22 protein-coding genes and 1 tRNA gene are annotated in these 20,958 nt (G+C 69.4%); 11 read left to right on the top strand and 12 right to left on the bottom strand.

All coding sequences use genetic code 11. From position 1 onward, the window contains the following. The first annotated feature begins 170 nt into the window (after positions 1 to 170). On the top strand, positions 171 to 1,499 hold the full coding sequence (dacB, locus tag ACFY01_RS21615) for a D-alanyl-D-alanine carboxypeptidase/D-alanyl-D-alanine-endopeptidase (RefSeq protein WP_390737329.1): 1,329 nt from the start codon (positions 171 to 173) through the stop codon (positions 1,497 to 1,499). 42 nt (positions 1,500 to 1,541) lie between these two features. On the opposite strand, the gene ACFY01_RS21610 is transcribed toward dacB, so the two are convergent. The 4 genes from ACFY01_RS21610 to ACFY01_RS21595 form a co-directional block, all read right to left on the bottom strand. Further along, a complete protein-coding gene (locus tag ACFY01_RS21610) occupies positions 1,542 to 2,420 on the bottom strand; it encodes a LysR family transcriptional regulator (protein ID WP_390737328.1) in 879 nt (292 codons plus the stop codon). 413 nt (positions 2,421 to 2,833) lie between these two features. Continuing rightward, positions 2,834 to 3,070 carry a cytochrome C oxidase subunit IV family protein gene (locus tag ACFY01_RS21605; protein WP_390737327.1) on the bottom strand — a complete coding sequence of 79 codons (237 nt, stop codon included), beginning with the start codon at positions 3,068 to 3,070 and terminating at the stop codon, positions 2,834 to 2,836. A 3-nt stretch (positions 3,071 to 3,073) separates the two neighbouring features. Beyond that, entirely contained in the window at positions 3,074 to 3,664 is a 591-nt protein-coding gene (locus ACFY01_RS21600) for a cytochrome c oxidase subunit 3 (RefSeq protein ID WP_390737326.1), read from the bottom strand. Further along, entirely contained in the window at positions 3,661 to 4,377 is a 717-nt protein-coding gene (locus ACFY01_RS21595) for a hypothetical protein (protein WP_390737325.1), read from the bottom strand. Before ACFY01_RS21595 ends, ACFY01_RS21600 begins: the two co-directional genes overlap by 4 nt. A gap of 748 nt (positions 4,378 to 5,125) precedes the next feature. Between ACFY01_RS21595 and ACFY01_RS21590 the strand changes: the two genes are divergently transcribed. Both ACFY01_RS21590 and ACFY01_RS21585 read left to right on the top strand, forming a co-directional pair. Next, positions 5,126 to 5,575, top strand: coding sequence for an alpha/beta fold hydrolase (locus tag ACFY01_RS21590; protein ID WP_390737324.1), 450 nt, complete (start codon positions 5,126 to 5,128; stop codon positions 5,573 to 5,575). 74 nt (positions 5,576 to 5,649) lie between these two features. After that, entirely contained in the window at positions 5,650 to 5,970 is a 321-nt protein-coding gene (locus ACFY01_RS21585; protein ID WP_390737323.1) for a hypothetical protein, read from the top strand. 228 nt (positions 5,971 to 6,198) lie between these two features. Here the strand turns inward: ACFY01_RS21585 and ACFY01_RS21580 are convergent, their stop codons facing one another. Both ACFY01_RS21580 and ACFY01_RS21575 read right to left on the bottom strand, forming a co-directional pair. After that, entirely contained in the window at positions 6,199 to 6,768 is a 570-nt protein-coding gene (locus ACFY01_RS21580; RefSeq protein ID WP_390737322.1) for a TetR/AcrR family transcriptional regulator, read from the bottom strand. Positions 6,769 to 7,091: 323 nt separating this feature from the next. Beyond that, entirely contained in the window at positions 7,092 to 7,241 is a 150-nt protein-coding gene (locus ACFY01_RS21575) for a hypothetical protein (protein ID WP_390737321.1), read from the bottom strand. A 208-nt stretch (positions 7,242 to 7,449) separates the two neighbouring features. Here ACFY01_RS21575 and ACFY01_RS21570 point away from each other — a divergent pair, with 208 nt between their 5' ends. Next, positions 7,450 to 7,716 (top strand): CopG family transcriptional regulator, encoded by a 267-nt coding sequence (locus tag ACFY01_RS21570; RefSeq protein WP_356052442.1) that lies wholly within the window; start codon positions 7,450 to 7,452, stop codon positions 7,714 to 7,716. Beyond that, a complete protein-coding gene (locus tag ACFY01_RS21565) occupies positions 7,713 to 8,156 on the top strand; it encodes a PIN domain-containing protein (RefSeq protein ID WP_390737320.1) in 444 nt (147 codons plus the stop codon). The genes ACFY01_RS21570 and ACFY01_RS21565 overlap by 4 nt, the downstream gene beginning before the upstream one ends. 124 nt (positions 8,157 to 8,280) lie before the next feature. Here the strand turns inward: ACFY01_RS21565 and ACFY01_RS21560 are convergent. Continuing rightward, a tRNA-Gly gene (locus ACFY01_RS21560) sits at positions 8,281 to 8,354 on the bottom strand. A gap of 554 nt (positions 8,355 to 8,908) precedes the next feature. Here ACFY01_RS21560 and dcd point away from each other — a divergent pair. Both dcd and ACFY01_RS21550 read left to right on the top strand, forming a co-directional pair. Beyond that, positions 8,909 to 9,484, top strand: a complete 576-nt coding sequence (dcd, locus tag ACFY01_RS21555) for a dCTP deaminase (protein WP_132856835.1) — start codon at positions 8,909 to 8,911, stop codon at positions 9,482 to 9,484. Between the two features lie 10 nt (positions 9,485 to 9,494). Continuing rightward, on the top strand, positions 9,495 to 9,992 hold the full coding sequence (locus ACFY01_RS21550; protein ID WP_390737319.1) for a phosphoribosyltransferase: 498 nt from the start codon (positions 9,495 to 9,497) through the stop codon (positions 9,990 to 9,992). Between the two features lie 94 nt (positions 9,993 to 10,086). On the opposite strand, the gene ACFY01_RS21545 is transcribed toward ACFY01_RS21550, so the two are convergent. Together ACFY01_RS21545 and ACFY01_RS21540 are read right to left on the bottom strand one after the other, a co-directional pair. Beyond that, positions 10,087 to 11,082, bottom strand: a complete 996-nt coding sequence (locus tag ACFY01_RS21545; protein ID WP_390737318.1) for a YIP1 family protein — start codon at positions 11,080 to 11,082, stop codon at positions 10,087 to 10,089. A gap of 153 nt (positions 11,083 to 11,235) precedes the next feature. Next, complete coding sequence (locus tag ACFY01_RS21540) at positions 11,236 to 12,717, bottom strand: FG-GAP and VCBS repeat-containing protein (RefSeq protein ID WP_390737317.1); 1,482 nt, start codon at positions 12,715 to 12,717, stop codon at positions 11,236 to 11,238. A 219-nt stretch (positions 12,718 to 12,936) separates the two neighbouring features. Between ACFY01_RS21540 and ACFY01_RS21535 the strand changes: the two genes are divergently transcribed. Together ACFY01_RS21535 and ACFY01_RS21530 are read left to right on the top strand one after the other, a co-directional pair. Further along, positions 12,937 to 13,947, top strand: coding sequence for a hypothetical protein (locus ACFY01_RS21535; RefSeq protein ID WP_390737316.1), 1,011 nt, complete (start codon positions 12,937 to 12,939; stop codon positions 13,945 to 13,947). Between the two features lie 33 nt (positions 13,948 to 13,980). Further along, entirely contained in the window at positions 13,981 to 14,307 is a 327-nt protein-coding gene (locus ACFY01_RS21530) for an antibiotic biosynthesis monooxygenase family protein (protein ID WP_390737315.1), read from the top strand. A gap of 68 nt (positions 14,308 to 14,375) precedes the next feature. Here the strand turns inward: ACFY01_RS21530 and ACFY01_RS21525 are convergent, their stop codons facing one another. Together ACFY01_RS21525 and ACFY01_RS21520 are read right to left on the bottom strand one after the other, a co-directional pair. Further along, the gene (locus tag ACFY01_RS21525; RefSeq protein ID WP_390737314.1) at positions 14,376 to 15,866 is read right to left on the bottom strand and encodes an alpha/beta hydrolase; all 1,491 of its coding nucleotides are present in this window, start codon (positions 15,864 to 15,866) and stop codon (positions 14,376 to 14,378) included. Positions 15,867 to 16,153: 287 nt separating this feature from the next. After that, entirely contained in the window at positions 16,154 to 17,089 is a 936-nt protein-coding gene (locus ACFY01_RS21520; protein ID WP_390737313.1) for a L,D-transpeptidase, read from the bottom strand. Between the two features lie 103 nt (positions 17,090 to 17,192). On the opposite strand from ACFY01_RS21520, the gene ACFY01_RS21515 reads away from it, so the two are divergent. Together ACFY01_RS21515 and ACFY01_RS21510 are read left to right on the top strand one after the other, a co-directional pair. Further along, on the top strand, positions 17,193 to 17,705 hold the full coding sequence (locus ACFY01_RS21515) for a SigE family RNA polymerase sigma factor (RefSeq protein WP_390737312.1): 513 nt from the start codon (positions 17,193 to 17,195) through the stop codon (positions 17,703 to 17,705). After that, positions 17,695 to 18,348, top strand: coding sequence for a L,D-transpeptidase (locus ACFY01_RS21510; protein WP_390737311.1), 654 nt, complete (start codon positions 17,695 to 17,697; stop codon positions 18,346 to 18,348). Before ACFY01_RS21515 ends, ACFY01_RS21510 begins: the two co-directional genes overlap by 11 nt. 95 nt (positions 18,349 to 18,443) lie before the next feature. Here the strand turns inward: ACFY01_RS21510 and ACFY01_RS21505 are convergent, their stop codons facing one another. After that, the gene (locus ACFY01_RS21505; RefSeq protein WP_390737310.1) at positions 18,444 to 20,726 is read right to left on the bottom strand and encodes a (Fe-S)-binding protein; all 2,283 of its coding nucleotides are present in this window, start codon (positions 20,724 to 20,726) and stop codon (positions 18,444 to 18,446) included. Between the last annotated feature and the right edge of the window lie 232 nt (positions 20,727 to 20,958).

Below are 20,958 nucleotides of genomic sequence, written 5' to 3'. Positions count from 1 at the left end.
CCCTCGCTCCCGGCAGGGAAGCGAGGGCACTCTCGGCTGCCTGCGGCCCCCGAGGCCACCTGGTGATCTCTTTACCGAACAGCCATCCCGAGCTGAAACCTCATCGCTAATCTCGTCTCCAAGATCCACGGCAGACTTCCCGTCCCCGCACAGCGCACCGAGGTTCTCGCATGCTCAGATCCCTCTCCGTGGCCCATGCGCGTGGGCGGCACCGCAAGGCCAGAACTCCCAGTCCGTCGCTCCGCCGAGCGACCCTTGCCGCACTGACCGCCCCTGTCGCCGGCTCGGTCCTGGCCGCCCCGTCGGCGTTCGCCGCGGACAAGCCCGTGGCCAAGGTCGCCGCACTCGACTCCGCCGAGCAGAAGATCGCGAAGAACCTCGACGCACGCGCCCAGGACACCCGGCTGGGCAACACGCTCAGCGGTGTCGTCATCGACGCCGACTCCGGCAAAACCGTCTGGGGTCACAAGGCGACCACCGCTCTGATGCCCGCCTCCAACACCAAACTCGGCACGGCCACCGCCGCGTTGACGGTCCTCGGCCCCGGCCACCGGTTCACCACGAAGGTCGTCTACGGTGACGGCACCCTCACCCTGGTCGGGGGAGGAGACCGCACGCTGACCACCGGCGACCTCGCCGCGCTCGCCGAGACGGCGGCCGCGGGGCTGCGCAACGCGGGTCTCACCTCGGTGAAGGTCCGGGTCGACGACAGCCTCTTCCCCAAGCCCACGCTCGCCACGGGCTGGAACACCGGCTACTACCCGGACACCGTCGCCCCGGTGCGGGCCCTGGTGGTCGACGGCCGCATGGTCACGGACACCGCCCTGGACGCCGGACGATCCTTCGCGCAACTCCTCACCGACCAGGGCGTCACCGTCACCGGGCAGGTCACCCGTGGCACCGCCGGCACCGGAGACGTTCCTGTGGCCCGGCACCAGTCCGACCAGCTGTCCGTCATCGTGAAGCACATGCTCAAGGTGAGTGACAACGACATCGCCGAGACGCTGCTGAGGATGACCGCGCTCGCCTCCGGCCGCCCGGCCACCTTCGAGGGCGGCACGGCGGCCGTACGCACGGTGCTCACCCACTACGGCGTATCCCTGGACCACTTCGTGATCCACGACGGCAGCGGCCTCTCCCGCGCCAACCGCATCCCGGCGCGCACCCTCGCCGACATCCTCGACGTCGCCGCCGACCCGCGCCACAGCAGCACCCTGAAGTACGTCGTCGACGGACTGCCCGTGGCAGGTGAGGCGGGCAGCACCCTCGGGCCCGAATGGGGCCGCTTCGACACCGCGCACTCCCGGTGCGCCGTCGGCAAGGTCAAGGCCAAGACGGGCACCCTCACCGGCGCCCTCGGCCTCAGCGGGCTGACGAAGGCCAAGGACGGCCGCTGGAAGGTCTTCTCCTTCATGGAGAACGGCTCCACAGCCACCCCGGCCGCCACCAAGGACGCCCTGGACGGCCTGGCCGCCACGGTCAACGGCTGCTGGGCGTAGGCACGCGATCACCGATCACGGAGGGACGGCCCGCGCCGGGCGTCAGTCCGGGCCCGGGCCGAGCATGCGGCGCGAGAGCTCGGCGAACTGGAGCAGCTCGGGCATGGTCCGGTGCTTGGAGTAGGCCAGGGCGACCATGCGCGGTGCGACGCCCTCCAGCGTCAGGTAGACGACGTCGTCACGGCGGTAGAAGCCGGCCATGCCGGCCGGCATGACATAACATCCGGCCCCGAAGGCGACGGTCTCCAGGCATTCCTCGATCGTCACCGGGAACCGTCCGGCGTCTCCCGGCGCCGCCACCGGATCGCGCGGGACACGCCCACGCCATTCCGGCACGTCCTTCGGATCCTGGAGCAGGGTCATGTCACGCAGGTCGTCGACGTGCACCGCCTTGAGTTCCGCGAACGGATGCTCACTGGACAGCGCCACCACACGGGGCTCCGGGAACAGCGGAACCACCTCGAACATGCCCTCGGGCAGGGGCAGTCGGACGTAGCAGACGTCGACCCGCCCGTCGAGCAGGAAGTCGACCTGGTCGGTGATCGCGGTGTGCACGACATCGATGTCGAGTTGCGGCGCCATCCGCGCGAACTCCCGCACGATGGGGGTGACGATGACGCCCGGCATGAAGCCGATGGTGAACTGGTTCACCTCCCGGCTCGCCGTCCGCACCCGCTGCTGCACCGCCTGTGCCATCGCCAGCATCGGCCGGGCGTCCTCCAGCAACTGGTGCCCCGCCCGCGTCAGTACGGTGCCCTGCCGGTCACGCAGGAAGAGGACCACGCCCAGATCCTCCTCCAGTGCGCGGATCTGGCGACTGAGCGCCGGCTGGGTCATGTAGAGGCGGCTCGCCGCCCGCACGAAGCTGCACTCCTCGGCCACGGCCACGAAGTAACGCACCCGGCGTATGTCGAGGTCCATGCGGCTCATCGTAGCCACAGCCATCACGGCATATGCCGAAACGGCTTCACAATCGAACAGATTGGCATTGGCGCGGTCCCCCTCGACCGGTCCACCATGGTCAGACCGACGGGACGAGCCCCAACGTCAGCCGCTGCCACCACAGTTGCACGGGACGCTGAGCTCACGAGCGCCCGCCCGCGCCGCCTTCCGGCATCGGCCCCACATCCGGCCCGCGGCCGTGACGGCGGTGGCCGCGTCCACGCCGACCGCCGCTGGTACACCCGCCAGCTGGACCAGAAGTCCACCGATGGAAGGTCCGGCCAGGATCGCGGCGGTCTGGCCCGTGTAGGAGGCCGCCTGCCCGGCCATCGCCAATGCCGATGGTGTCGTCGCTCATGCCGAATGGGCATTTGCCATTGGCCATTGGCCTTTCAGAGGACCAGGTAGAGAGTGAGCAGAGTGGCGCCCGTGGCCACGACGTAGACCTCGAAAGCGCCGCGGAGGGCTGCCGGGGCGTCGCGCAACTCCATGAAGTGCAGGCCGACCAGGCGTACCTTGATCAGCGCGATCGCCACGACCGCGCAGCCGATCGGGGTCGACGTGCTGCCTTCGATGCCCAGCAGCCAGCTCGACAGCGTGGCCAGGACGAGTACCGGAAAGACCCACATGTGTCACGCCACCAGGTAGAAGAGCGGGAAGAGGACGAGCCAGAGCAGGTCCACCATGTGCCAGTACGCGGCCGCCCCCTCGGCGACCAGCACCTGGCCCCGGCTCAGGGCCGGCCGACGGGACAGGACGATGAGGACCGTCAGCGCGCCCAGCCCGATCGCCAGGTGGGCCAGGTGGATGCCGGTGAACACGAAGTAGTACATGAAGAAGTCGTTGCTGCTCGGTGTATGTCCGTCGTGGATCACGAGCGCGTATTCGGAGGCCTTGACGGCGGCGAACCCGAGCGCGCACAGGAGCGCCCATGGCAGTGTCCGCGCGGGTCCGCCGGAGCGCAGCTGCCGCAGCCCGCGGGCCACCAGCGCCGACGCGATCAGCAGGAGCAGTGTGTTCACCAGTCCCAGGTCTGGATGGAGGGCCTGCTGAGAAGCCCGGAACATCCTCGGGTACCGGCCGTGCAGTACCGCGATGAAGCCGAAGAACACCGAGAACATGATCATGTCGCCGAGGAGGAAGACCCAGAGACCGGGCTCGCCGGGGATGTGGCGGTGGCGCTCGGGTGCCGAGTGCTCGGTCCGGGCCGCGGTGGCGGTCATACCGCGGGTTCCAGGACGGCCGGGGCCCGGTCGTCGTCCACCCGGGCCGCTGCCCGCACCATCAGGGTCGTCATGAGAAGGAACCAGGCGCCGAAGGCGCCGGCCGCGACCCAGAACGAAAGGGTGCCGTTCCAGGCGAAGGGGCCGGCCTTGAAGAAGGTCAGCAGGATGCTCGGCAGGAAGAGGAAGGCCATCCAGAAGTTCAGGTACGCGGCCCAGCGGGGCAGGAGCGGCGTGGGGCGCTTGTCGGCCAGGATCGCCACTCCGACCACGGTGGCCTGCCCGATCGCCGGGAAGGCGTTCATGACCAGGGTGATCCAGGCCGTGTCGTTGAGCGCCATCGTGATGTCGGGCGAGCGGTCCGGCCGGTAGGCCGTCGCGGTGAAGATCAGGACCGGTACGAAGATCGCGGCCACGTTCGCGGCACCACAGACGAGTTGTGTGGCGGCCATCGGCGCCAGCCGGGAGTCGATGCGCCGGATCAGGCTCGACAGCGCCGCGACGAAAGGCGCGGTCACCACCGCGCCGACGAGCATGACCACGAGTCCGGCACGGATCGAGTTGGCGTGGTCCGTATAGAAGGCAGCCACCCGCTCCGCCGACCAGCTCGGCGCCATCGGCGGTATCCAGTGGGCGATCAACAGGGCGGCGAAGAACAGCGCGATGAACAGGTAACCGAAGCTCGCGCAGGCGATCAGGATTCGGCGGGACATGGTGGAATCTCCTGGTTCCGGAAAGGGACGGGTACGGAGCGGGCTTCGCTGCACGGACCCGAGGACGTGGGGGTGGGACTGCCGGCCCGGCCACCGTCGGCACGCATGCCGCATGAGCGCTCCGGCTCGACGATCGCCGCGCTCAGGTAATCAAGGCCGTCACCAGGCGGTGTGTCACCGCCGCCGCGCCGGGCACCCCGAGGTCGAAGCGGGTCACGTCGAACATCCTGGCCCGGCCCGGCTGTTCGTCGCCAATGCCTATCCGGTGGACCGGCATGCCGGTTCGGCATCAGCCCCCTCGGCGGCGGGGCAGCCTGCACGTGAGTGCGTAGATCACCGCTCCGACGAGCGTTTCATCCACCATGCGCCACAAGAACCTCACTGTTGCCGTTCCCTCGGCATCACCGAGGCTCCGCGACACGCAGACCGTCGACGCCGTGCACTTAGCAGTGCCCACACCGCTGCGTGGGTGAGACAGATACCGGCAAGCAAGCGCGGGCGGTTCTCCGCGCTTTAAGCACCAGGAATTCGACGCCGGAAATATCGAAGAACGCGGGGAGCGTCCGCCGGCTCATGCCGGATCGACATGGAAAGAAGCAGGATTGGCATTAGCCTTCCGCCGATGCGGCCGCCATAGTCGATTCTGCGAAGCGCCGCCGGCCGCAAAAAATACGGTTTCCGTTCCCCTGCGGACCGCGCCGCTTCCCCATACCGATTCGGCTGGACAACCCGAGAGGAACAACACCACATGAAGTCCACCGCTCGAATCAAAGCGCTGGCGGCTGCCGGGCTCGTGAGTGGCGCGGTCGTGGCCTCGCTGGCCGTGACGAACGCGAGCGCCGTCACGACCCAGGCGAACGACCACGCCGTCGCCTCGCAGACGGCGCACCGCGCGAAGCCGACGGTGGTCCTGGTGCACGGGGCGTTCGCCGACTCCTCCAGCTGGAACAGCGAGATCGGCTACCTGCGACGCCACGGCTACCCGGTCCTCGCGATCGACACCCCGCTGCGCGGCCTGGCCTACGACAGTGCCTATGTCGAGGCACAGGTCAAGACCGTCAAGGGCCCCGTCGTACTGGTCGGCCACTCCTACGCGGGCGAGGTCGTCAGCCAGGTCGCCGCAAAGACGTCGAAGGTCAAGGCCCTCGTGTACGTGGCGGCCCTCATCCCCAAGGCGGAGAAACCGCCGGCTCCCTGATCGGGCAGTTCCCCGGGTCGCAGCTCACCTCGGAGAACTTCCGCACCGTTCCCCTGCCCGGCGGTGACACCGACGTGTACCTCAAGGCCGACAAGTACGGGACCGTGTACGGCAACGGGCTGTCGAAGTCGGCCATCAATCTCGCTTCGGTGGCTCAGGAGCCGGTCGCCCTCTCGGCCTTCACCGACAAGGCCACGGTCAATCCGCCGGCGAGGACGCCGAAGTGGGCGGTCATAGCGACCGAGGACCACGCCGTGCCGACGGCCGCCCAGAAGTTCGAGGCCAACCGAGTGGGCGCCCACATCAGCTACACCCGCTCGGGCCATGACGTTCCTTCGATCAGCCCGGGAGCGGTCGACCGAGCCATCGTCGCCGCCGCCAACTCCGTGCACTGACCGATCCCGGCGGCGGAGCGCCCGTTTGATCGACGCGGGGCTTCCGGCGTCCGACGGGACACCGCCCGGGTCGGCGCTGTCGGCGCCCAAACGCCGCCGACGGCAGAAAGGCTCCCGCGGGCATCCGGCTCGCGGGAGCCCTTCGTCCCCACGGTTCACCAGGGAGGACGGCACCCGCACGAGGCCGGCTGTGGGATGCGCCTCAGGGAGTCCTGGACGGGTGATGTGTCAGCGCACGCCTGCTGCGTCGAGCAGGGTGGTCACGGTGGGTGCGACGAGCCCGGTCAGGTTGTCGGCTCCGATCCCCGCGCGGGCGCCGGCACCGTCGAAGACCAGGCTGAGCTGCCGGGCCAGCAGGTCGGGATCGCTCGCTCCGCCCTGCTCTGCCTCGGCGCGGAAGAGGGCCGTCAGGTTGTCCTTGACCTGATGGGCGACCCGGCTCGCGGGGTGATTCTCGTCCTTGAGCTCGATCTGCACGACCAGGTACCGGCAGCCTCGGAACTCGGGTGCCCCTGCCTGTGATTCCACCTGCTCGAAGACGTGCTGGATGCGCTCACGGGGTGACCGGCCGTCGTCCGACTCGGGCAGGAGAGTGGTCACGTGGGCAGCGGCGCGCTCCTTCAGGCTCGCTGCCAGAAGTTCGTCCTTGCTCTCGAACAGCTGGTACATGGAGCGCTTCGAAACCCCCGCCGCCTTGCACAGCGTGTCAACGCCGATGCTGACGCCCTCTCGGTAGGTGAGCGTGGCCGCTGCCTCCAGCAGCCGCTCTCGGGAGCTTGACTTCGCCTCGGTGGTCATATTGCGAGGTTGACTCGATTCCGCCGCATTGGAAACCGATCGGTTTTCGGCGCTTGGGCGCCAACTCGGAGATGCCCCTCTTCCTGCGCCGAGTTGTGCCATGAGGGCACCAATCAGCGCAGGCATTTCTCACCGCGGTGCATTCAGACTCAGTGGGCGATCACGGGCTCGCCCTCCGACGGCGCCAGAGGCGCATTCGGTATCAGGAGCGGCGAAAGGACAGCGCCGACCACGAAGAACCCTGCGCCCCACGCCAGGGTGGCCGTGCAGCTCTCGACCCCGGCGTGGGTCGGGGTCGGTGCGCCCGGCTTGTGCGAGGACAGCTAGTCGGTCGCGGCCGACGAGGCAACGGTGGTCAGCAGCGCCGTGCTGATCGAGCCACCCACCTGCTGGCCGGTGTTGATCAGCGCCGAGGCGACACCCGAATCCTCGTGGTGTATGCCTGCGGTCGCGCCCTGGAACGCGGTGGTCATCACTTCACCGAGGCCGAGCCCAAGCAGGATCTCCTCGAGTGGAGACCCGCACACTCACCCCGGGCACACCGACACGGAAACCGAACCCCATGACATACCCCTCTCCCCAGGAGGCGCCCGGACGCGGCCTGTGAGGTGTGCTCGGCCGGCCCTCGGCAACGGGGAAACGCTGCATACATCAATCCGGTACATGGACTACGCTTGGTACATGTCCATGAAGCGCACGAACGTCTACGCGGACCCCGAGGACCTGGCGATCATCAAGGAGGCCGCCAAGCGCCGGGGTATAAGCGAGGCCGAGATCATCCGCCAGGGCATCCACCTTGCAGCCATGGCGAACCGGGTCTGGGACGAGCCGCTGTTCTCGCGCACGTTCGAGGGGTCGGGGCGCACGCTGTCCAAGTCGGAGGTCCGTGACACGGTCGCCGAGGCCGTCCGGCGTGAGACCGGCTCGGGCTCCGGATCCGCCGCGTGATCATTGTCATCGCGGATACGTCCGGCCTTCTGGCAGCCCTGGACTCGGCTCACCCGGAACACGGGGCGGCGAACGAGGCCATCATGGCGGCGGGTCTGCTGGTCATGTCCCCGCTCCTGCTGGCCGAACTGGATCACGTGGCGACGCGTGAGCTCGGCAGGGAGGCCGCCGTCAGCGCGGTCGACGACCTGCGGCGCTGGATGAGCCGGGGCCGTGTCGTTCTGCCGGAGATCACGGAGGACCACCTGGGTGCCGCCCAGTCCGTCCGTGTCCGCTACCGCGCGCTTGACCTCGACCTCGCCGACGCGGTGAACGTGGCGCTTGCCGCCGACTACGACACGGACGCGATCCTCACCCTCGACCGACGAGACTTCCGGGCCGTACGCCCGTTGGGCCGTTACAAGGCGTTCCGGGTACTCCCCGACGACCTCCCGCTCTGACGCCTCGGCGGTCAAGTACCCGTTCCCGCAAGGGGCTTGTGCCGCGTGCGCGCGGAGGTCACGCAGGCCCCGAATCGATCTGGACAACAAACAAACCCCAGGTCACTGACCTGGGGTTTTAATCTGGAGCGGGTGACGAGAATCGAACTCGCGCTCTCAGCTTGGGAAGCTGATGTTCTACCATTAAACTACACCCGCGTAAGACGGACGGACCCCGGCGGAGCCGGTGGCCGAACGCTCGCTCACTGTACCTCATCGCAGGCCCTGGGTGCTCGGGACCCGGGGCCTGGGCGCGTTTCAGGGGCATGGGATCCGGCTGCGGGGGAACCGAGTTGGGGCGTACCGTGGAGGGGTGGGAGAGGGGCCGGGCGGGGCCGGGGTGCCGCCTGGAGAGTCGTCTCTTTGATCCCGTAATGTGGCTTTTGTCGTCAGGGCAGTTAGCCAGACGCGGCTCTTGGGGAAGGGACTCTTGGACTTGATGGAACGCACCGTCGTCCGCTGTGCCGATGGGCACGTGTTCAGCACCGCTTCGTTCCCGATGCAACAGGCCGAGCGGCTCGGCCCCGGCCGGCTCATGCGGTGTCCACGGTGTGCCCGGCTGCGCAGTGTCGTGCCGGTGGCTCTTGAGAAGCGATAGCCGGCAGTAGCGAGCAGTAGCCAGCAGTAAGCACCAGCAACCACGACAGCTGTAGCCCGGCGCGTGGAGTCGTCACGATTGTCACGGCTCCGCGCGCCTTGCGTATCCTCGGGACGTGCTTCTCTCAGACAAGGACATCCGGGCCGAGATCGACGCCGGGCGGGTGCGGATCGATCCCTACGACGAATCCATGGTGCAGCCGTCGAGCATCGACGTGCGGCTGGACCGCTACTTCCGGGTGTTCGAGAATCACCGGTACCCGCACATCGACCCCTCCGTCGAGCAGGTGGACCTCACCCGGCTCGTGGAGCCCGAGGGCGATGAGCCGTTCATCCTGCACCCCGGGGAGTTCGTCCTCGCCTCGACGTACGAGGTCATCACGCTGCCCGACGATCTTGCCTCGCGGCTGGAGGGGAAGAGCTCCCTCGGGCGGCTCGGGCTCGTCACGCACTCGACCGCCGGGTTCATCGACCCGGGGTTCAGCGGGCACGTGACCCTTGAGCTGTCCAATCTGGCCACGCTCCCCATCAAGCTCTGGCCCGGCATGAAGATCGGCCAGCTGTGCATGTTCCGGCTCAGCTCGCCGGCCGAGCACCCCTACGGCAGCGAACGGTACGGATCCCGGTACCAGGGGCAGCGCGGGCCCACCGCCTCGCGGTCCTTCCTCAACTTCCACCGGACCCAGGTCTGAGGGCGGCTCCATGGGTGACATCAGGGAGAACCTGACCTACGAGCGGTTCGGCGCCGCCGTGCGTGAACTCGCGCAGACCATCGCCGACGACGGGTTCGAGCCCGACATAGTGCTGAGCATCGCGCGCGGCGGGGTCTTCGTCGCCGGCGGGCTCGCCTATGCCCTCGACTGCAAGAACATCCACCTGGTGAACGTCGAGTTCTACACGGGTGTCGGGACCACTCTTCCCATGCCCGTCATGCTCGCTCCCGTCCCGAACGCGATCGACTTCTCCGACAAGAAGGTGCTCATCACCGACGACGTCGCCGACACGGGGAAGACGCTGAAGCTCGTGCGCGACTTCTGCGTCGACACGGTCGCCGAGGTGCGGTCCGCCGTGATCTATGAGAAGTCCCACTCCCTCGTGAAGTGCGATTACGTGTGGAAGCGGACCGATGACTGGATCAACTTCCCGTGGAGCGTCGAACCCCCCGTCGTCAGGCGGGCGGGGCAGGTTCTCGACGCCTGATGACAGTGGGCTCGACGCCCGCCGTCAGCGAAGAAGGGCCTCCGGCTGTCGTGGCCGGGGGCCCTCCTCGTGTGCGTGAGCGCGTGTGAGCTGCTCAGAACGTTCCGAGCTTCACGATCGACAGCAGCGCGATCAGCTGGATAGCCGACGCGCCCAGTGCCTTCGGCCAGGGCAGGTCGTGGGAGCGGCTGACCATCAGGGTCAGCAGGGCGCCCGCGGCGACCCAGGTGGCCCAGCCCAGGAGCTGGACGAAGCCGGCGTCGCCGCCGAAGAACATGGCGAAGACGAGGCGGGGCGCGTCCGTGACGGACATGATCAGCATGGAGAGGCCGACCGTGGGCTGCCAGGCGCCGTCGCCGCCGAGCTGGCGGGCCAGGGTGTGGGTGACCACGCCCAGGATGAAGGACGACAGGACCATCGCGACGGCCGTCACGAGGACGATCGGGACCGCGTTGGAGAGCGTGGCGTTGATCGCGTCCGAGCGGGCGGTGTCGAAGCCGAAGACGGCGAGGAGACCGTAGAGGAAGGTCACGATGAGGGCGGGGCCCCACATCGTGTAGTCCCGCATCCGCAGAAAGGTCGGGTTGGGGGTCAGGACGATGCCCCGCAGCAGTTCCTTCCAGTGCAGGGGCGGGCCGATCGGGCCGGACGGGGCCGCCGCGCCCGCGTGGTAGGTCTCGCCCTGGGTGTAGGAAGCTGCCTCGTCGACCGAGAAGGCCTGGGTGTGGCCCGGACTGTTGGCCGCGTACGGGTCCGGGGCGCCGCCCTGGCCCGGGTAGCCGCCTCTGTCGCCGTAGCCGTCGCCGAAGTACTCCGGGCCGTCGCCACCGGGGTGGCCGCCGCCCGCCTGCGGCCAGTGGCCGCCCCCGCCCGCCGCACCGCCGTACTGCGGCCGCTGCTGCGGGTGCGGGTACGGCTGCTGCGCCGAGGGGTAACCGTACGACGGCCCCTGCCCCTGCGGCGCCTGCCTGCCGTACGACGGTCCCTGCGGGGCCTGCCGTCCCTGCGGGCCCTGCTGTCCCCGTGGGGCCTGCTGTCCTTGCGGGGCACGGCCGTTCCGGCCCCCGCGTCCGATCCTGAATCCAGCCACGTCATCGAACGTACCTGGTCCCCGGGAGTGACGTGCCGGGCCCGGCCTTCCGGCCCGGCTTTGCTGCCGACCTGTGACATCCCCTAAGGGGTTCCCCAGGGACCCCCCAGGGGTGTTCCGAGGAGGTCACCGGGCGATCACCGAGCCGAAGGCTCAGTCGGCGAAGAGGGAGCCGAACTGCGGGGTGCCGGTCGTCGACACGCCGACGGCGCTCGCGGAGATGGCGCGGGAGCCGGTCGTGGTGATCTTCGTGCCGTTGGACGGCAGGTAGGTCAGGGCGCCGTCGCCGCCGTTCTCGTACGAGCCCACGAGGAGGTCGGCCTTGCCGTCGCCGGTGATGTCGTCGAGCTTGACGTCGACGCCGAAGAGGTCCTGCTTCTCGTCGTTGTCGGGGACGCCCGCGGTGCTCTGGGCGAAGGACTGGGCGCGGGTGGCGGTGTTGATGCCGGTGGCGGAGCCGTACAGGACGGTGACCTGGCCGGTGTCGGTGACGCCGCCGATGTCCTCCATCGGGGAGCTGACGACGAGGTCCTGGTAGCCGTCGTGGTTGACGTCGCCGAGGTCGAGGTCCCAGCCGAAGCGGTCGCCGGTCTCCGAGGTGCCGGGCACGTTGCCGGTGTCCTGGTTGACGGACTTGGTCGTGCCGGGTCCGGAGGCCGTGCCGTAGGTGATGGCGACCCGGCCGCCCTTGGCGCTGTCGGGGACGGCTGTGCCGGCGTCGTCCCTGGTGTCCCAGGAGGCGCCGCTGACGATGTCGCCGAAGCCGTCGCCGTTGATGTCGCCGACGCCCGTGATGACGCCGGACTTGAGGACCTTGGCGGAGGACGTGCTCAGGCCGTTGGCCGTGCCGGGCAGCCAGTAGTTGGTGTTCCAGCCGTGGCTCGTCCGCGTCTCGAACCCGTCGACGATCAGGTCGGTGCGGCCGTCGCCGTTGACGTCACCGGCGGTCAGGTTGAGCGGACCGTTCGGGAAGTCGTTGGTGCCGTTCTGGATGGGCGGCTTGACGGTGGTGCGTCCGCCGGGCGTGCCGGAGTTGCTGAAGCCGCCCTTGTAGACGTAGATCGTGTTGGAGGAGTTGCCGACGGCCAGGTCGGCCTTGCCGTCGCCGTCGAAGTCGCCGGCGGCGAGGTTCTTGCCCCAGTAGTCGTGGGAGCCGGTGGCCGGGTCGGGGACGTCGACGCTCTTGCCGGTGAGGCCGTTCGCGGAGCCCCAGAGGATGGCGAGGGCACCGCCGCCCGTGTCGGTGCCGACCTTCTCCTGCGGGGAGCCGACGGCGAGGTCGTCGTAGCCGTCGCCGTTGAAGTCGGCGTACGCCAGCGCCATGCCGAACTTGTCACCGGCCTCGGCGGTGCCCGGGACGCCGGCGGTGTTCTGGCTGATGGTGGTGCGCTTGGCGGCGGTCACGCCGGAGGCGGAGCCGTACAGGGCGATGACCTGGCCGGCGTCCTTGTGGCCGCTGACGTAGGCGGTGGCGGCGGAGGTCGCCACGTCGCCGATGCCGTCGCCGTTGAAGTCGGCCTTCGCGACCGCGGTGGAGTCGGCGGCCGAGGCGGTCGTTGCCGCGAAGGTGAGCAGACCGCCCGTCAGCGCGGCAGCGGTGGCCGTCGCGAGGGCGAGTCGCAGGGGTTTGTGCATGCGGGGTCTCCTGCTGCATGCGGGGATGCCGGGTCAGGGCATCCGCAGTCGATGGCGTGCGACCGTCCGGGGGTGCGGTGTTCGTGCTCCGCACAGGAGCGGTCGGCGATCAGGAGACCTGTGGTGGGGCGTAAGGGTTGTACGTGAATTCGGTTGTTTTTCGGGGCTGTTGTGGATCCGGGAAGGGACTGGAAGATATGGGCCATGGGGGAGGGACGGATGACGTCTGCGCTGGCGTGGCTCGTGCGGTTGTGCGGGCTGGTGGGGTGGGTGGCGGGAGCGGTCGCGTGCGCGTGGCTGCTGGGGGCCGGCCCGATGGGACGGCCGTGGCACGAGCCGTTGGTGTGGGGCGGGGTGGCCGCCGGGTGTGCGGGCGTGCGGGTGGTGGCGTTGTGGGCGCTGGTGTTGGTGACCCGGCGGGAGCGAGAGCCTGCGGACGGGGTGTCCCTGGCCAAGGGTGCTGCGGCTACGCGGAAGCCCCGGGAAACACTCGGTGACCTCGGTGACACGCTGTCCGTCGACGGCTCCGAGCCTTGGGTCAAGGGCCGCACCGCCGCCGTATGGCTGCTGGTGGCCTTCGCCTCCGGTGCCTTCTTCGCCTGCCTGATGACGATGTCCACGAACGACCGGGTCGAGAAGCTGCGTGACGCGGGCGCCGAGGTCGGCACGGCGAGGGTCGTGGGGAAGCCGCTCGCGACAAGGGCGGAACGGGACGACGAGGACCAGATCAAGGGCTACGCCTCACGGCTGGTGGTCACGGTGTCCGACGGCCCGCGACGCCTCACCGTGAAGGGCGCGTATACCTACGACAAGCCCCGCGCGGGCACCCGCCTCGACATCCTGTGGGCCCGGTCCGCGCCCGAGCTGGGCGGGTACGTCAACGAGTCCAAGGACCTGCCCACGCTCGCCGCGGGCCGCTGGAAGGCGTTCGCGGACGACGAGCTGGGGGAAGGCGCGCTGATCGCCTTCATCATCTGCGCGGTGATCGGGGGCCTCGTCATGGCACCGGTATTCACACTGGTCCCGGATGCGGATTCCCTGCAGTACCAGGCCTGGTCGGTACCCGTGCAGACGATCCGAGGCGCGTTCACGGTCGCGCAGTACCTGGCCTGGCGGCCGATCATGCTCGGCCACGAGCTCGGCCTGGTGTCGGGGCTGGTGGCCGGGGGCGGATTCGTGCTCGTCCTGCTGTTCTACGTGTTCACCTCCATCCAGGCCATTGCCGCCTGAGCGCTGTCGCGCGCGAGGGGGCAGGATGGGGTCATGAGCGTAGTCAAGATCAACGTACTGACCGTGCCGGCCGAGCAGCGGGAGACCCTGGAGAAGCGGTTCGCCTCCCGGGCCCACGCCGTGGAGAACTCCGACGGCTTCGAGTGGTTCGAGCTGCTGCGGCCCGTCGAGGGCACCGACCAGTACCTCGTCTACACGCGCTGGCGGGACGAGGAGTCCTTCCAGGCGTGGATGGAGGGCCCGATGAAGTCCGCGCACCAGGGCGGCGGCGAGGGCGGCGAGCGGCCCAGGCCGGCGGCCTCCGGCTCGACCCTGTGGTCCTTCGAGGTCGTGCAGCAGGCGGGGCCGAAGGGCGAGTAGGGCCGAGCGACGGCAGAGGCGGCGCCCTCCGTGTCCCGGAGGGCGCCGGTGCCGGCCGCAGGCCGTGCCTAGTCGCAGACGACGTCCCGCGCCGGCCGTTCACCCGTCGCCAGGAAGTGGGAGACCGCCTGGTCGCCGCAGGCGTTGCCGTTGGCGAGGTAGGCCTCGTGGCCGGTGGAGTTCACGGTCACCATGACGGCGCGCCGGCCGAGGGCCCGGCGGAGTTCGAGGGCGCCGCTGAGGGGGGTGGCCACGTCGTGCCGGTTCTGGACCATGAGGACGGTGGAGGGGCCGCGGTCGGTGATCCGTACCGGGGGCTCCTTCGGTGTGTACGGCCAGGCGGCGCACACCGGCGCGTTCCTGGGCATGCCCGCGGTCAGCGGGAACTTGGCGCGGCTTTCGGCGACCTCCTTCTCGTACCCGGCCGCGGACGTGGGCCAGGCGACGTCGTTGCAGACGGTGGCGGCGACGACCGCGGTGACGTTCTGCAGGACCGGCTCCGGCGGCGCCTTGGGGGCGGGCGGCACGGTGCCCTTCCGGGCGGCCAGGATCAGCTTGGCGAGGGCGGGGTAGTCGTCGGGGTCGTAGAGGCTGTCCAGCATCGTCTGACGGAGCACGTTGCCGTTGAGTTCTTCCGGGGTGGCGCCGGGCCATGGGAGGGGCTCACGGTCGAGGTGTGCGGCGAGGCGGAGGAAGAGGCGACGCACCTCGGCCGGGGTCCCGGCCACCCGCTCGGGGTTGCCCGGCCGGGACGCCCACTCGGCGAACTCGGCGAAGTTGTCCTCGACGCCCCCCTCGTACGCGGCGAACCAGGCACGCTCCACCCGCACGTCGGGGTTGTCGTTGCTGTCCAGCACGAAACGGTCGGTGCGGTCCGGGAACAGCTCGTTGTAGACGGCGCCGATGTACGTCCCGTACGACACGCCCCAGGCGGAGATCTTCCGCTCGCCGAGCGCCGCCCGGATGCGGTCGAGGTCGCGGGCCTCGTTGGCGCTGCTGATGTGTTGTACCAACCGGCCGCCGTTGCGTGCGCAGGCTTCCGACATCCGGCGCGCGGTGGCCATGTTCGCCTCGATGGAGCCGTCGGGGGCGGGCCAGGGAAGGAGCTTGGTCCGGGCGAGGTCACCTCGTTCCATGCCGCAGCTCACCGGGGTGGAGCGGCCGTACCCCCGGGGGTCGAATCCGATCAGGTCGTAGGTGTTCCGTACTTCCTGCGGCAGCTTCTGCCCCTTGCTCGAAGGCTGGTCGAGGCTGCCGCCGCCCGGTCCGCCGGGGATCAGGAACAGGGCGCCGCGGCGTGTCCTCGGGTTCTCGGCGGGGATGCGGGAGAACGCGAGGGTGATCTTCTCGCCGTGCGGGTCGGCGTAGTCCATCGGCACCTCGATGGTCGTGCACTGCTGCCGTGGATCGAGACCTGTTCCCTCGCACTTCGTCCAGTGGAGGTGCGGCGGCCTGGCGCTGCCGGCCGTCGCAGCGGAGGCCGTGGCGAGGGGTACGGCGAGGCTCAGGACGGCGGTTGAGGCGGCGAGCAGGGCTGCGATTCGCTTGATCTTCGTCATACGGACGAGCTTCGCCTGACCCGTCCGTCACCGACATCCCGCCAACTGGCCTGTGTCTACGGGGGTTTGCCCCACGGGGTGCCCTGCTCCGCAGGCTTCGCGGTCAGTTCGCACCACACGTACACCTCGCGACCCCGACCAGCCGCACCGGCAGGGCATCTCGGGCGGGGCGACTCCGACGACCGCGTCGAACTCGCCGCCCGCCAAGGCACCGTCCTCCTCCGCGAGAGCGACGACCCAGGAACCGTCCTCAACGCATCCCGGCCCCGGCTCGCCGCCCTCATACGTCACCTCAGCGCGCTGCCCGCCCGCCAGTCGTCCCAGTCCACGTTCCAGTCGCCGTAGCCGTTGCCGGGGGCGACCGTGTCCTTGGAGCCGACGACCGTCACCACGTCACCGGGAATGACCTGGTCGTAGAAGCGCTTCGCCGTACCGTCGTCGGCGAGGCCGACGCAGCCGTGGGTGACGTTCTGGCGGCCCGCGTACGTGTCCGCCTTCGGGTTCTGGTGGAGGTACGTGCCCGAGGCGGTCAGGTGGACGGCGTAGTAGTAGTAACCGGCGTAGGCGTCGCCGTAACCGACGCTCCTGGAGTTCATGAAGACCTTCGGCGCCTTGTCGGAGACGACCATCGTGCCGTTCCAGGTGTCCATGCCCGGTGCGCCGGCGGTGATCGGGACGGTCCGGGTCGAGCCGTTCTCGACGACCTTCATCACGTGCGTGCGCACGTCGACGGTGGCGACGAGCGAGCGCCCCACGGTGAAGTGCCGGGTGAGGGAGGATCCGACCCCGACGGTGACCTTCGTGCCCGGCTTCCAGTACGTGTGGGGCCGGAAGTCGACGCGCTGACCGTCCAGCAGATTGCGGTCCCTGACCCAGCTCCAGGACCCCTCGACATCGGTGCTGACCCTCAACCGGCGTTCCACGACGCCGCGTCGCGCGACCGGGACCGGGTGGCTGAAGGTGACGGATATCGGCATGCCGACGCCCACGGTCTGGCCTTCGGCGATGTTCAGGCGTGCGCCGGCCAGCTCTGGAAGCGGCTTTGGAGCCGAGTGGGTGCGGGAGGCGGTCGGGGTCGGTCGGTCGCCGGCCTTCGCCTCCGTGCCCGTACGGGCCGCACCCTCGGCCGCCGCTTTCTGGGAGCAGCCCGCGAGGGCGAGGACGCAGACCGCTGCCGCTCCCCAAGCGGCGGCGGTTCGACGGGACTTGGCTCTGCTGGTCATGGTGTTCCCCCTGCGATGTGTTTCCATGTGCGGCGTACGGGACCTGTACGCACGGCGCCGACCGCCGGGTTGCACGGGACATCGGGAAATTCATGGCGGGGGCATGACCGAGGAAGAGTTCGACGCTTTCTACGCCGCCGCGTTCCCCCGGCTGACCGGCCAGCTCTACGCCCTCACCGGAGACCACGGCGAGGCGCAGGACGTCGTACAGGAGGCGTTCGTACGGGCCTGGGACCGGCGTCAGGAGTTCCTGGGGGACGGGGCCCCCGAGGCGTGGATCCGGACCGTGGCCATGCGGCTCGCGGTGAGCCGCTGGCGGCGGGCGAAGCGGTGGCTGGAACTGGTGCGGCGTACTCCGCCGCCGGAGTACACGCCGGGACCCGAGTCCGGGCCCGCCCATCTCGCCGATCTGGTCGCGGCGTTGCGGCGACTGCCCGAGGCGCAGCGGATGGCGGTGGTCCTGCACCACCTGTGCGACCTGAGTGTCGAGCAGGTAGCCTCCGAGACCGGTGCCCCCGTGGGGACGGTGAAGGCCCGGCTGTCCCGTGGCCGGGCGGCGCTGGCGCGCGAACTGGCCGAAGGTGACGGGGAGCGGGAGGACGACCGTGTCCGATGACCTCACCACCGGGCTGCGTCAGCTGGCCGAGGCCGGGGAGACGTCGCCGTCCGCGTCGGGTGCGGAGATCCGTCGTCGGGCCGGGCTGCGCCGCCGTCGCCGTCGTACGGGTGCCGTCGCCGGGACGGTGGCCGCGGTCGCCGTGGTGCTCACCCTGGTGCTGCGCCCGGGTGGCCCGGAGGCCGGGCGGACGTCCCCGCCGGCCGCGCGTCCGACCGGCACGTCGAGCCCGCGGGTGGCACCCGACGCGAGGGTGGACCTCTCGACCCGGCTCCTCGCCGTCGGGGGCCGCGAACTGCCCGTCTCGTCCGGCCTCCCGGGTGCACCGACCCCGACCGGGCGGATGACCGTCATCGCCAAGACCAGGACGCGGTTGGTGAGTCCGAAGGAAATCGGCATGCGGGCCGGATCCGGCTATCGCTACACGCTTCCACTGGTGATCCGCCTGCGGGCGGACGACGGCAAGGAGACGTACCTCGCCGCGATGCCGTACGACGAGAAGGCCCCTGGCAACCGCGACGTCACCACCGGCTGGATCGGACTGAGGTCCTCGGACGCGAAGTGGCTCTACGGGAGGCTGCGGCTCGGGGCAGTGGTGGACATCGTCGGCCGGTCACCGGCCGAGCCCAGGGCCACCTCATGACGTACGACGATGCCCCCGTGGCCCAAGCAGAGGGCACGGGGGCATCGGCCGTATGGAGGTGACCGCCGCGACGGGGCCGGTCACCTCGCTGAGCCCTACTTCACCGGCTCCGGCTCCGGCTCGCTCTCCGTCTCGGCCTCGCCCGCCGGGTCGACCGGCGTCCTGACGGAGTCGAGGAGGAGCTGGGCGACGTCCACGACCTGGATGGACTCCTTGGCCTTGCCTTCGTTCTTCTTGCCGTTGACCGAGTCGGTCAGCATGACGAGGCAGAACGGGCAGGCCGTGGAGACGATGTCCGGGTTCAGGGACAGGGCCTCGTCGACGCGCTCGTTGTTGATGCGCTTGCCGATCCGCTCCTCCATCCACATCCGGGCGCCGCCGGCGCCGCAGCAGAAGCCGCGTTCCTTGTGGCGGTGCATCTCCTCGTTGCGCAGGCCCGGGACCTTGCCGATGATCTCGCGCGGGGGCGTGTAGATCTTGTTGTGGCGGCCCAGGTAGCACGGGTCGTGGTAGGTGATGATGCCCTCGACCGGGGTGACCGGGATCAGCTTGCCCTCGTCGACGAGGTGCTGGAGCAGCTGGGTGTGGTGGATGACCTCGTAGTCGCCGCCGAGCTGCGGGTACTCGTTGCCGAGGGTGTTGAGGCAGTGCGGGCAGGTGGCGACGATCTTCTTCGCCGACTTCGGCTTCCTGGACTCCGCCGTGACCTTGCCCTCGTCGTCCAGCTCCTCGCCGAACGCCGTGTTCAGGGCCATCACGTTCTCCATGCCGAGCTCCTGGAAGAGGGGCTCGTTGCCGAGACGGCGGGCGGAGTCACCGGTGCACTTCTCGTCGCCGCCCATGATCGCGAACTTGACGCCCGCGATGTGGAGCAGCTCGGCGAAGGCCTTCGTGGTCTTCTTGGCCCGGTCCTCCAGGGCGCCGGCGCAGCCGACCCAGTACAGGTACTCGACCTCGGACAGGTCCTCGATGTCCTTGCCGACGACCGGGACCTCGAAGTCGACCTCCTTGGTCCACTCCAGGCGCTGCTTCTTGGCCAGGCCCCAGGGGTTGCCCTTCTTCTCCAGGTTCTTGAGCATCGTGCCCGCCTCGGAGGGGAAGGCGCTCTCGATCATGACCTGGTAGCGGCGCATGTCGACGATGTGGTCGACGTGCTCGATGTCCACCGGGCACTGCTCGACGCAGGCGCCGCAGGTGGTGCAGGACCACAGGACGTCCGGGTCGATGACGCCGTTCTCCTCGACGGTGCCGATCAGCGGGCGCTCGGCCTCCGCCAGGGCGGCGGCGGGGACGTCCTTCAGCTGCTCCTCGGACGCCTTCTCCTCACCCTCCATGGTCTTGCCGCCGCCCGCGAGCAGGTACGGCGCCTTGGCGTGGGCGTGGTCCCTCAGGGACATGATCAGCAGCTTGGGGGAGAGCGGCTTGCCGGTGTTCCACGCGGGGCACTGCGACTGGCAGCGGCCGCACTCGGTGCAGGTGGAGAAGTCCAGCAGGCCCTTCCAGGAGAACTGCTCGACCTGGGAGACGCCGAAGACGTCGTCGTCGCCCGGGTCCTCGAAGTTGATCGGCTTGCCGCCGCTCGTCATCGGGAGCAGGGCACCCAGGGAGGTCTCGCCGGTCGCGTTGCGCTTGAACCAGATGTTCGGGAAGGCGAGGAAGCGGTGCCAGGCCACACCCATGTCGGTCTTCAGGGCGACCGTGATCATCCAGATGAACGAGGTCGCGATCTTCAGGCCGGCGAAGAAGTAGGTGAGGTTCTGGAGCGTGGAGACGTCCATGCCCGCGAGCCAGTGCACCACCGGGTACGAGATGAAGAACGACGCCTCGTAGCCGTCCACGTGGTGCTGGGCGCCTTCGAGGGCGTGCAGCATGAAGATGCAGACGCCGACGATGAGGATGACGGCCTCGACGAAGTACGCCTGGCCGAAGTTGGAGCCGGCGAAGCGGGACTTGCGGCCCGGGTTGCGCGGGTGGTTCAGCTGGCGGATGGCGATCAGGACGAGGATGCCGACCACCGTCATGGTGCCGATGAACTCGACGTACATGTTGTACGGCGCCCAGTCGCCGAGGACCGGCAGGATCCAGTCGGCCTGGAACAGCTGGCCGATCGCGTTGACGATCGTCAGCAGCAGGGTGAAGAAGCCCACCGCAACGAACCAGTGCGCCACGCCGACGATGCCCCAGCGGTTCATCCGGGTGTGGCCGAGGAACTCCTTGACCACGGTGACGGTGCGCTGTGTGGGATCGTTGGTCCGCGTGCCGGCCGGTACCGGCTGACCCAGCCGCATGAAGTTGTAGATCTGGAGGAGGGCGCGGCCGAACAGTGCCACGCCGACCACGATCAGGACCAGCGACACGATGATCGCGGCGAGTTGCATTGGGGCTCCTGAGGCGGCCTCGAATTTACTGAGCGACATTACTAAGCGGTAACTTATGCAGTCCGTCTGAGACTACCCCCATCTTCCGTCCGGATGCAGCCGGGCGCGGGGTGATCTGGGTCGCTGAGGCGTGCCTGAGTGGAGGTTAGGGGCGGGGGAGAGGGGGGCCAGGATCGGACCGGGTGCGAGAGGGCGTTCTCGCGCTCCCTGCGTGCGATCGCGGCGGCGGCCC

Origin of the sequence: Streptomyces sp. NPDC001480 (genome assembly GCF_042894725.1) — a bacterium.
GTDB lineage: Bacteria > Actinomycetota > Actinomycetes > Streptomycetales > Streptomycetaceae > Streptomyces.
Note: the sequence above shows the minus strand (reverse complement) of the source record. Positions and strands in the feature narration are given on the sequence as shown.

Coding starts and splice junctions, on each gene's coding strand:
- ACFY01_RS21505 (WP_390737310.1), bottom strand. CDS start 20,726: ATGCAACTCGCCGCGATCATCGTGTCGCTGGTCCTGATCGTGGTCGGC.
- dacB (WP_390737329.1), top strand. CDS start 171: ATGCTCAGATCCCTCTCCGTGGCCCATGCGCGTGGGCGGCACCGCAAG.
- ACFY01_RS21530 (WP_390737315.1), top strand. CDS start 13,981: ATGAGCGTAGTCAAGATCAACGTACTGACCGTGCCGGCCGAGCAGCGG.
- ACFY01_RS21570 (WP_356052442.1), top strand. CDS start 7,450: ATGTCCATGAAGCGCACGAACGTCTACGCGGACCCCGAGGACCTGGCG.
- ACFY01_RS21580 (WP_390737322.1), bottom strand. CDS start 6,768: ATGACCACCGAGGCGAAGTCAAGCTCCCGAGAGCGGCTGCTGGAGGCA.
- ACFY01_RS21595 (WP_390737325.1), bottom strand. CDS start 4,377: ATGTCCCGCCGAATCCTGATCGCCTGCGCGAGCTTCGGTTACCTGTTC.
- ACFY01_RS21535 (WP_390737316.1), top strand. CDS start 12,937: ATGACGTCTGCGCTGGCGTGGCTCGTGCGGTTGTGCGGGCTGGTGGGG.
- ACFY01_RS21575 (WP_390737321.1), bottom strand. CDS start 7,241: ATGACCACCGCGTTCCAGGGCGCGACCGCAGGCATACACCACGAGGAT.
- ACFY01_RS21550 (WP_390737319.1), top strand. CDS start 9,495: ATGGGTGACATCAGGGAGAACCTGACCTACGAGCGGTTCGGCGCCGCC.
- ACFY01_RS21540 (WP_390737317.1), bottom strand. CDS start 12,717: ATGCACAAACCCCTGCGACTCGCCCTCGCGACGGCCACCGCTGCCGCG.
- ACFY01_RS21600 (WP_390737326.1), bottom strand. CDS start 3,664: ATGACCGCCACCGCGGCCCGGACCGAGCACTCGGCACCCGAGCGCCAC.
- ACFY01_RS21515 (WP_390737312.1), top strand. CDS start 17,193: ATGACCGAGGAAGAGTTCGACGCTTTCTACGCCGCCGCGTTCCCCCGG.
- ACFY01_RS21525 (WP_390737314.1), bottom strand. CDS start 15,866: ATGACGAAGATCAAGCGAATCGCAGCCCTGCTCGCCGCCTCAACCGCC.
- ACFY01_RS21520 (WP_390737313.1), bottom strand. CDS start 17,089: ATGACCAGCAGAGCCAAGTCCCGTCGAACCGCCGCCGCTTGGGGAGCG.
- ACFY01_RS21605 (WP_390737327.1), bottom strand. CDS start 3,070: ATGTGGGTCTTTCCGGTACTCGTCCTGGCCACGCTGTCGAGCTGGCTG.
- ACFY01_RS21610 (WP_390737328.1), bottom strand. CDS start 2,420: ATGGACCTCGACATACGCCGGGTGCGTTACTTCGTGGCCGTGGCCGAG.
- ACFY01_RS21590 (WP_390737324.1), top strand. CDS start 5,126: ATGAAGTCCACCGCTCGAATCAAAGCGCTGGCGGCTGCCGGGCTCGTG.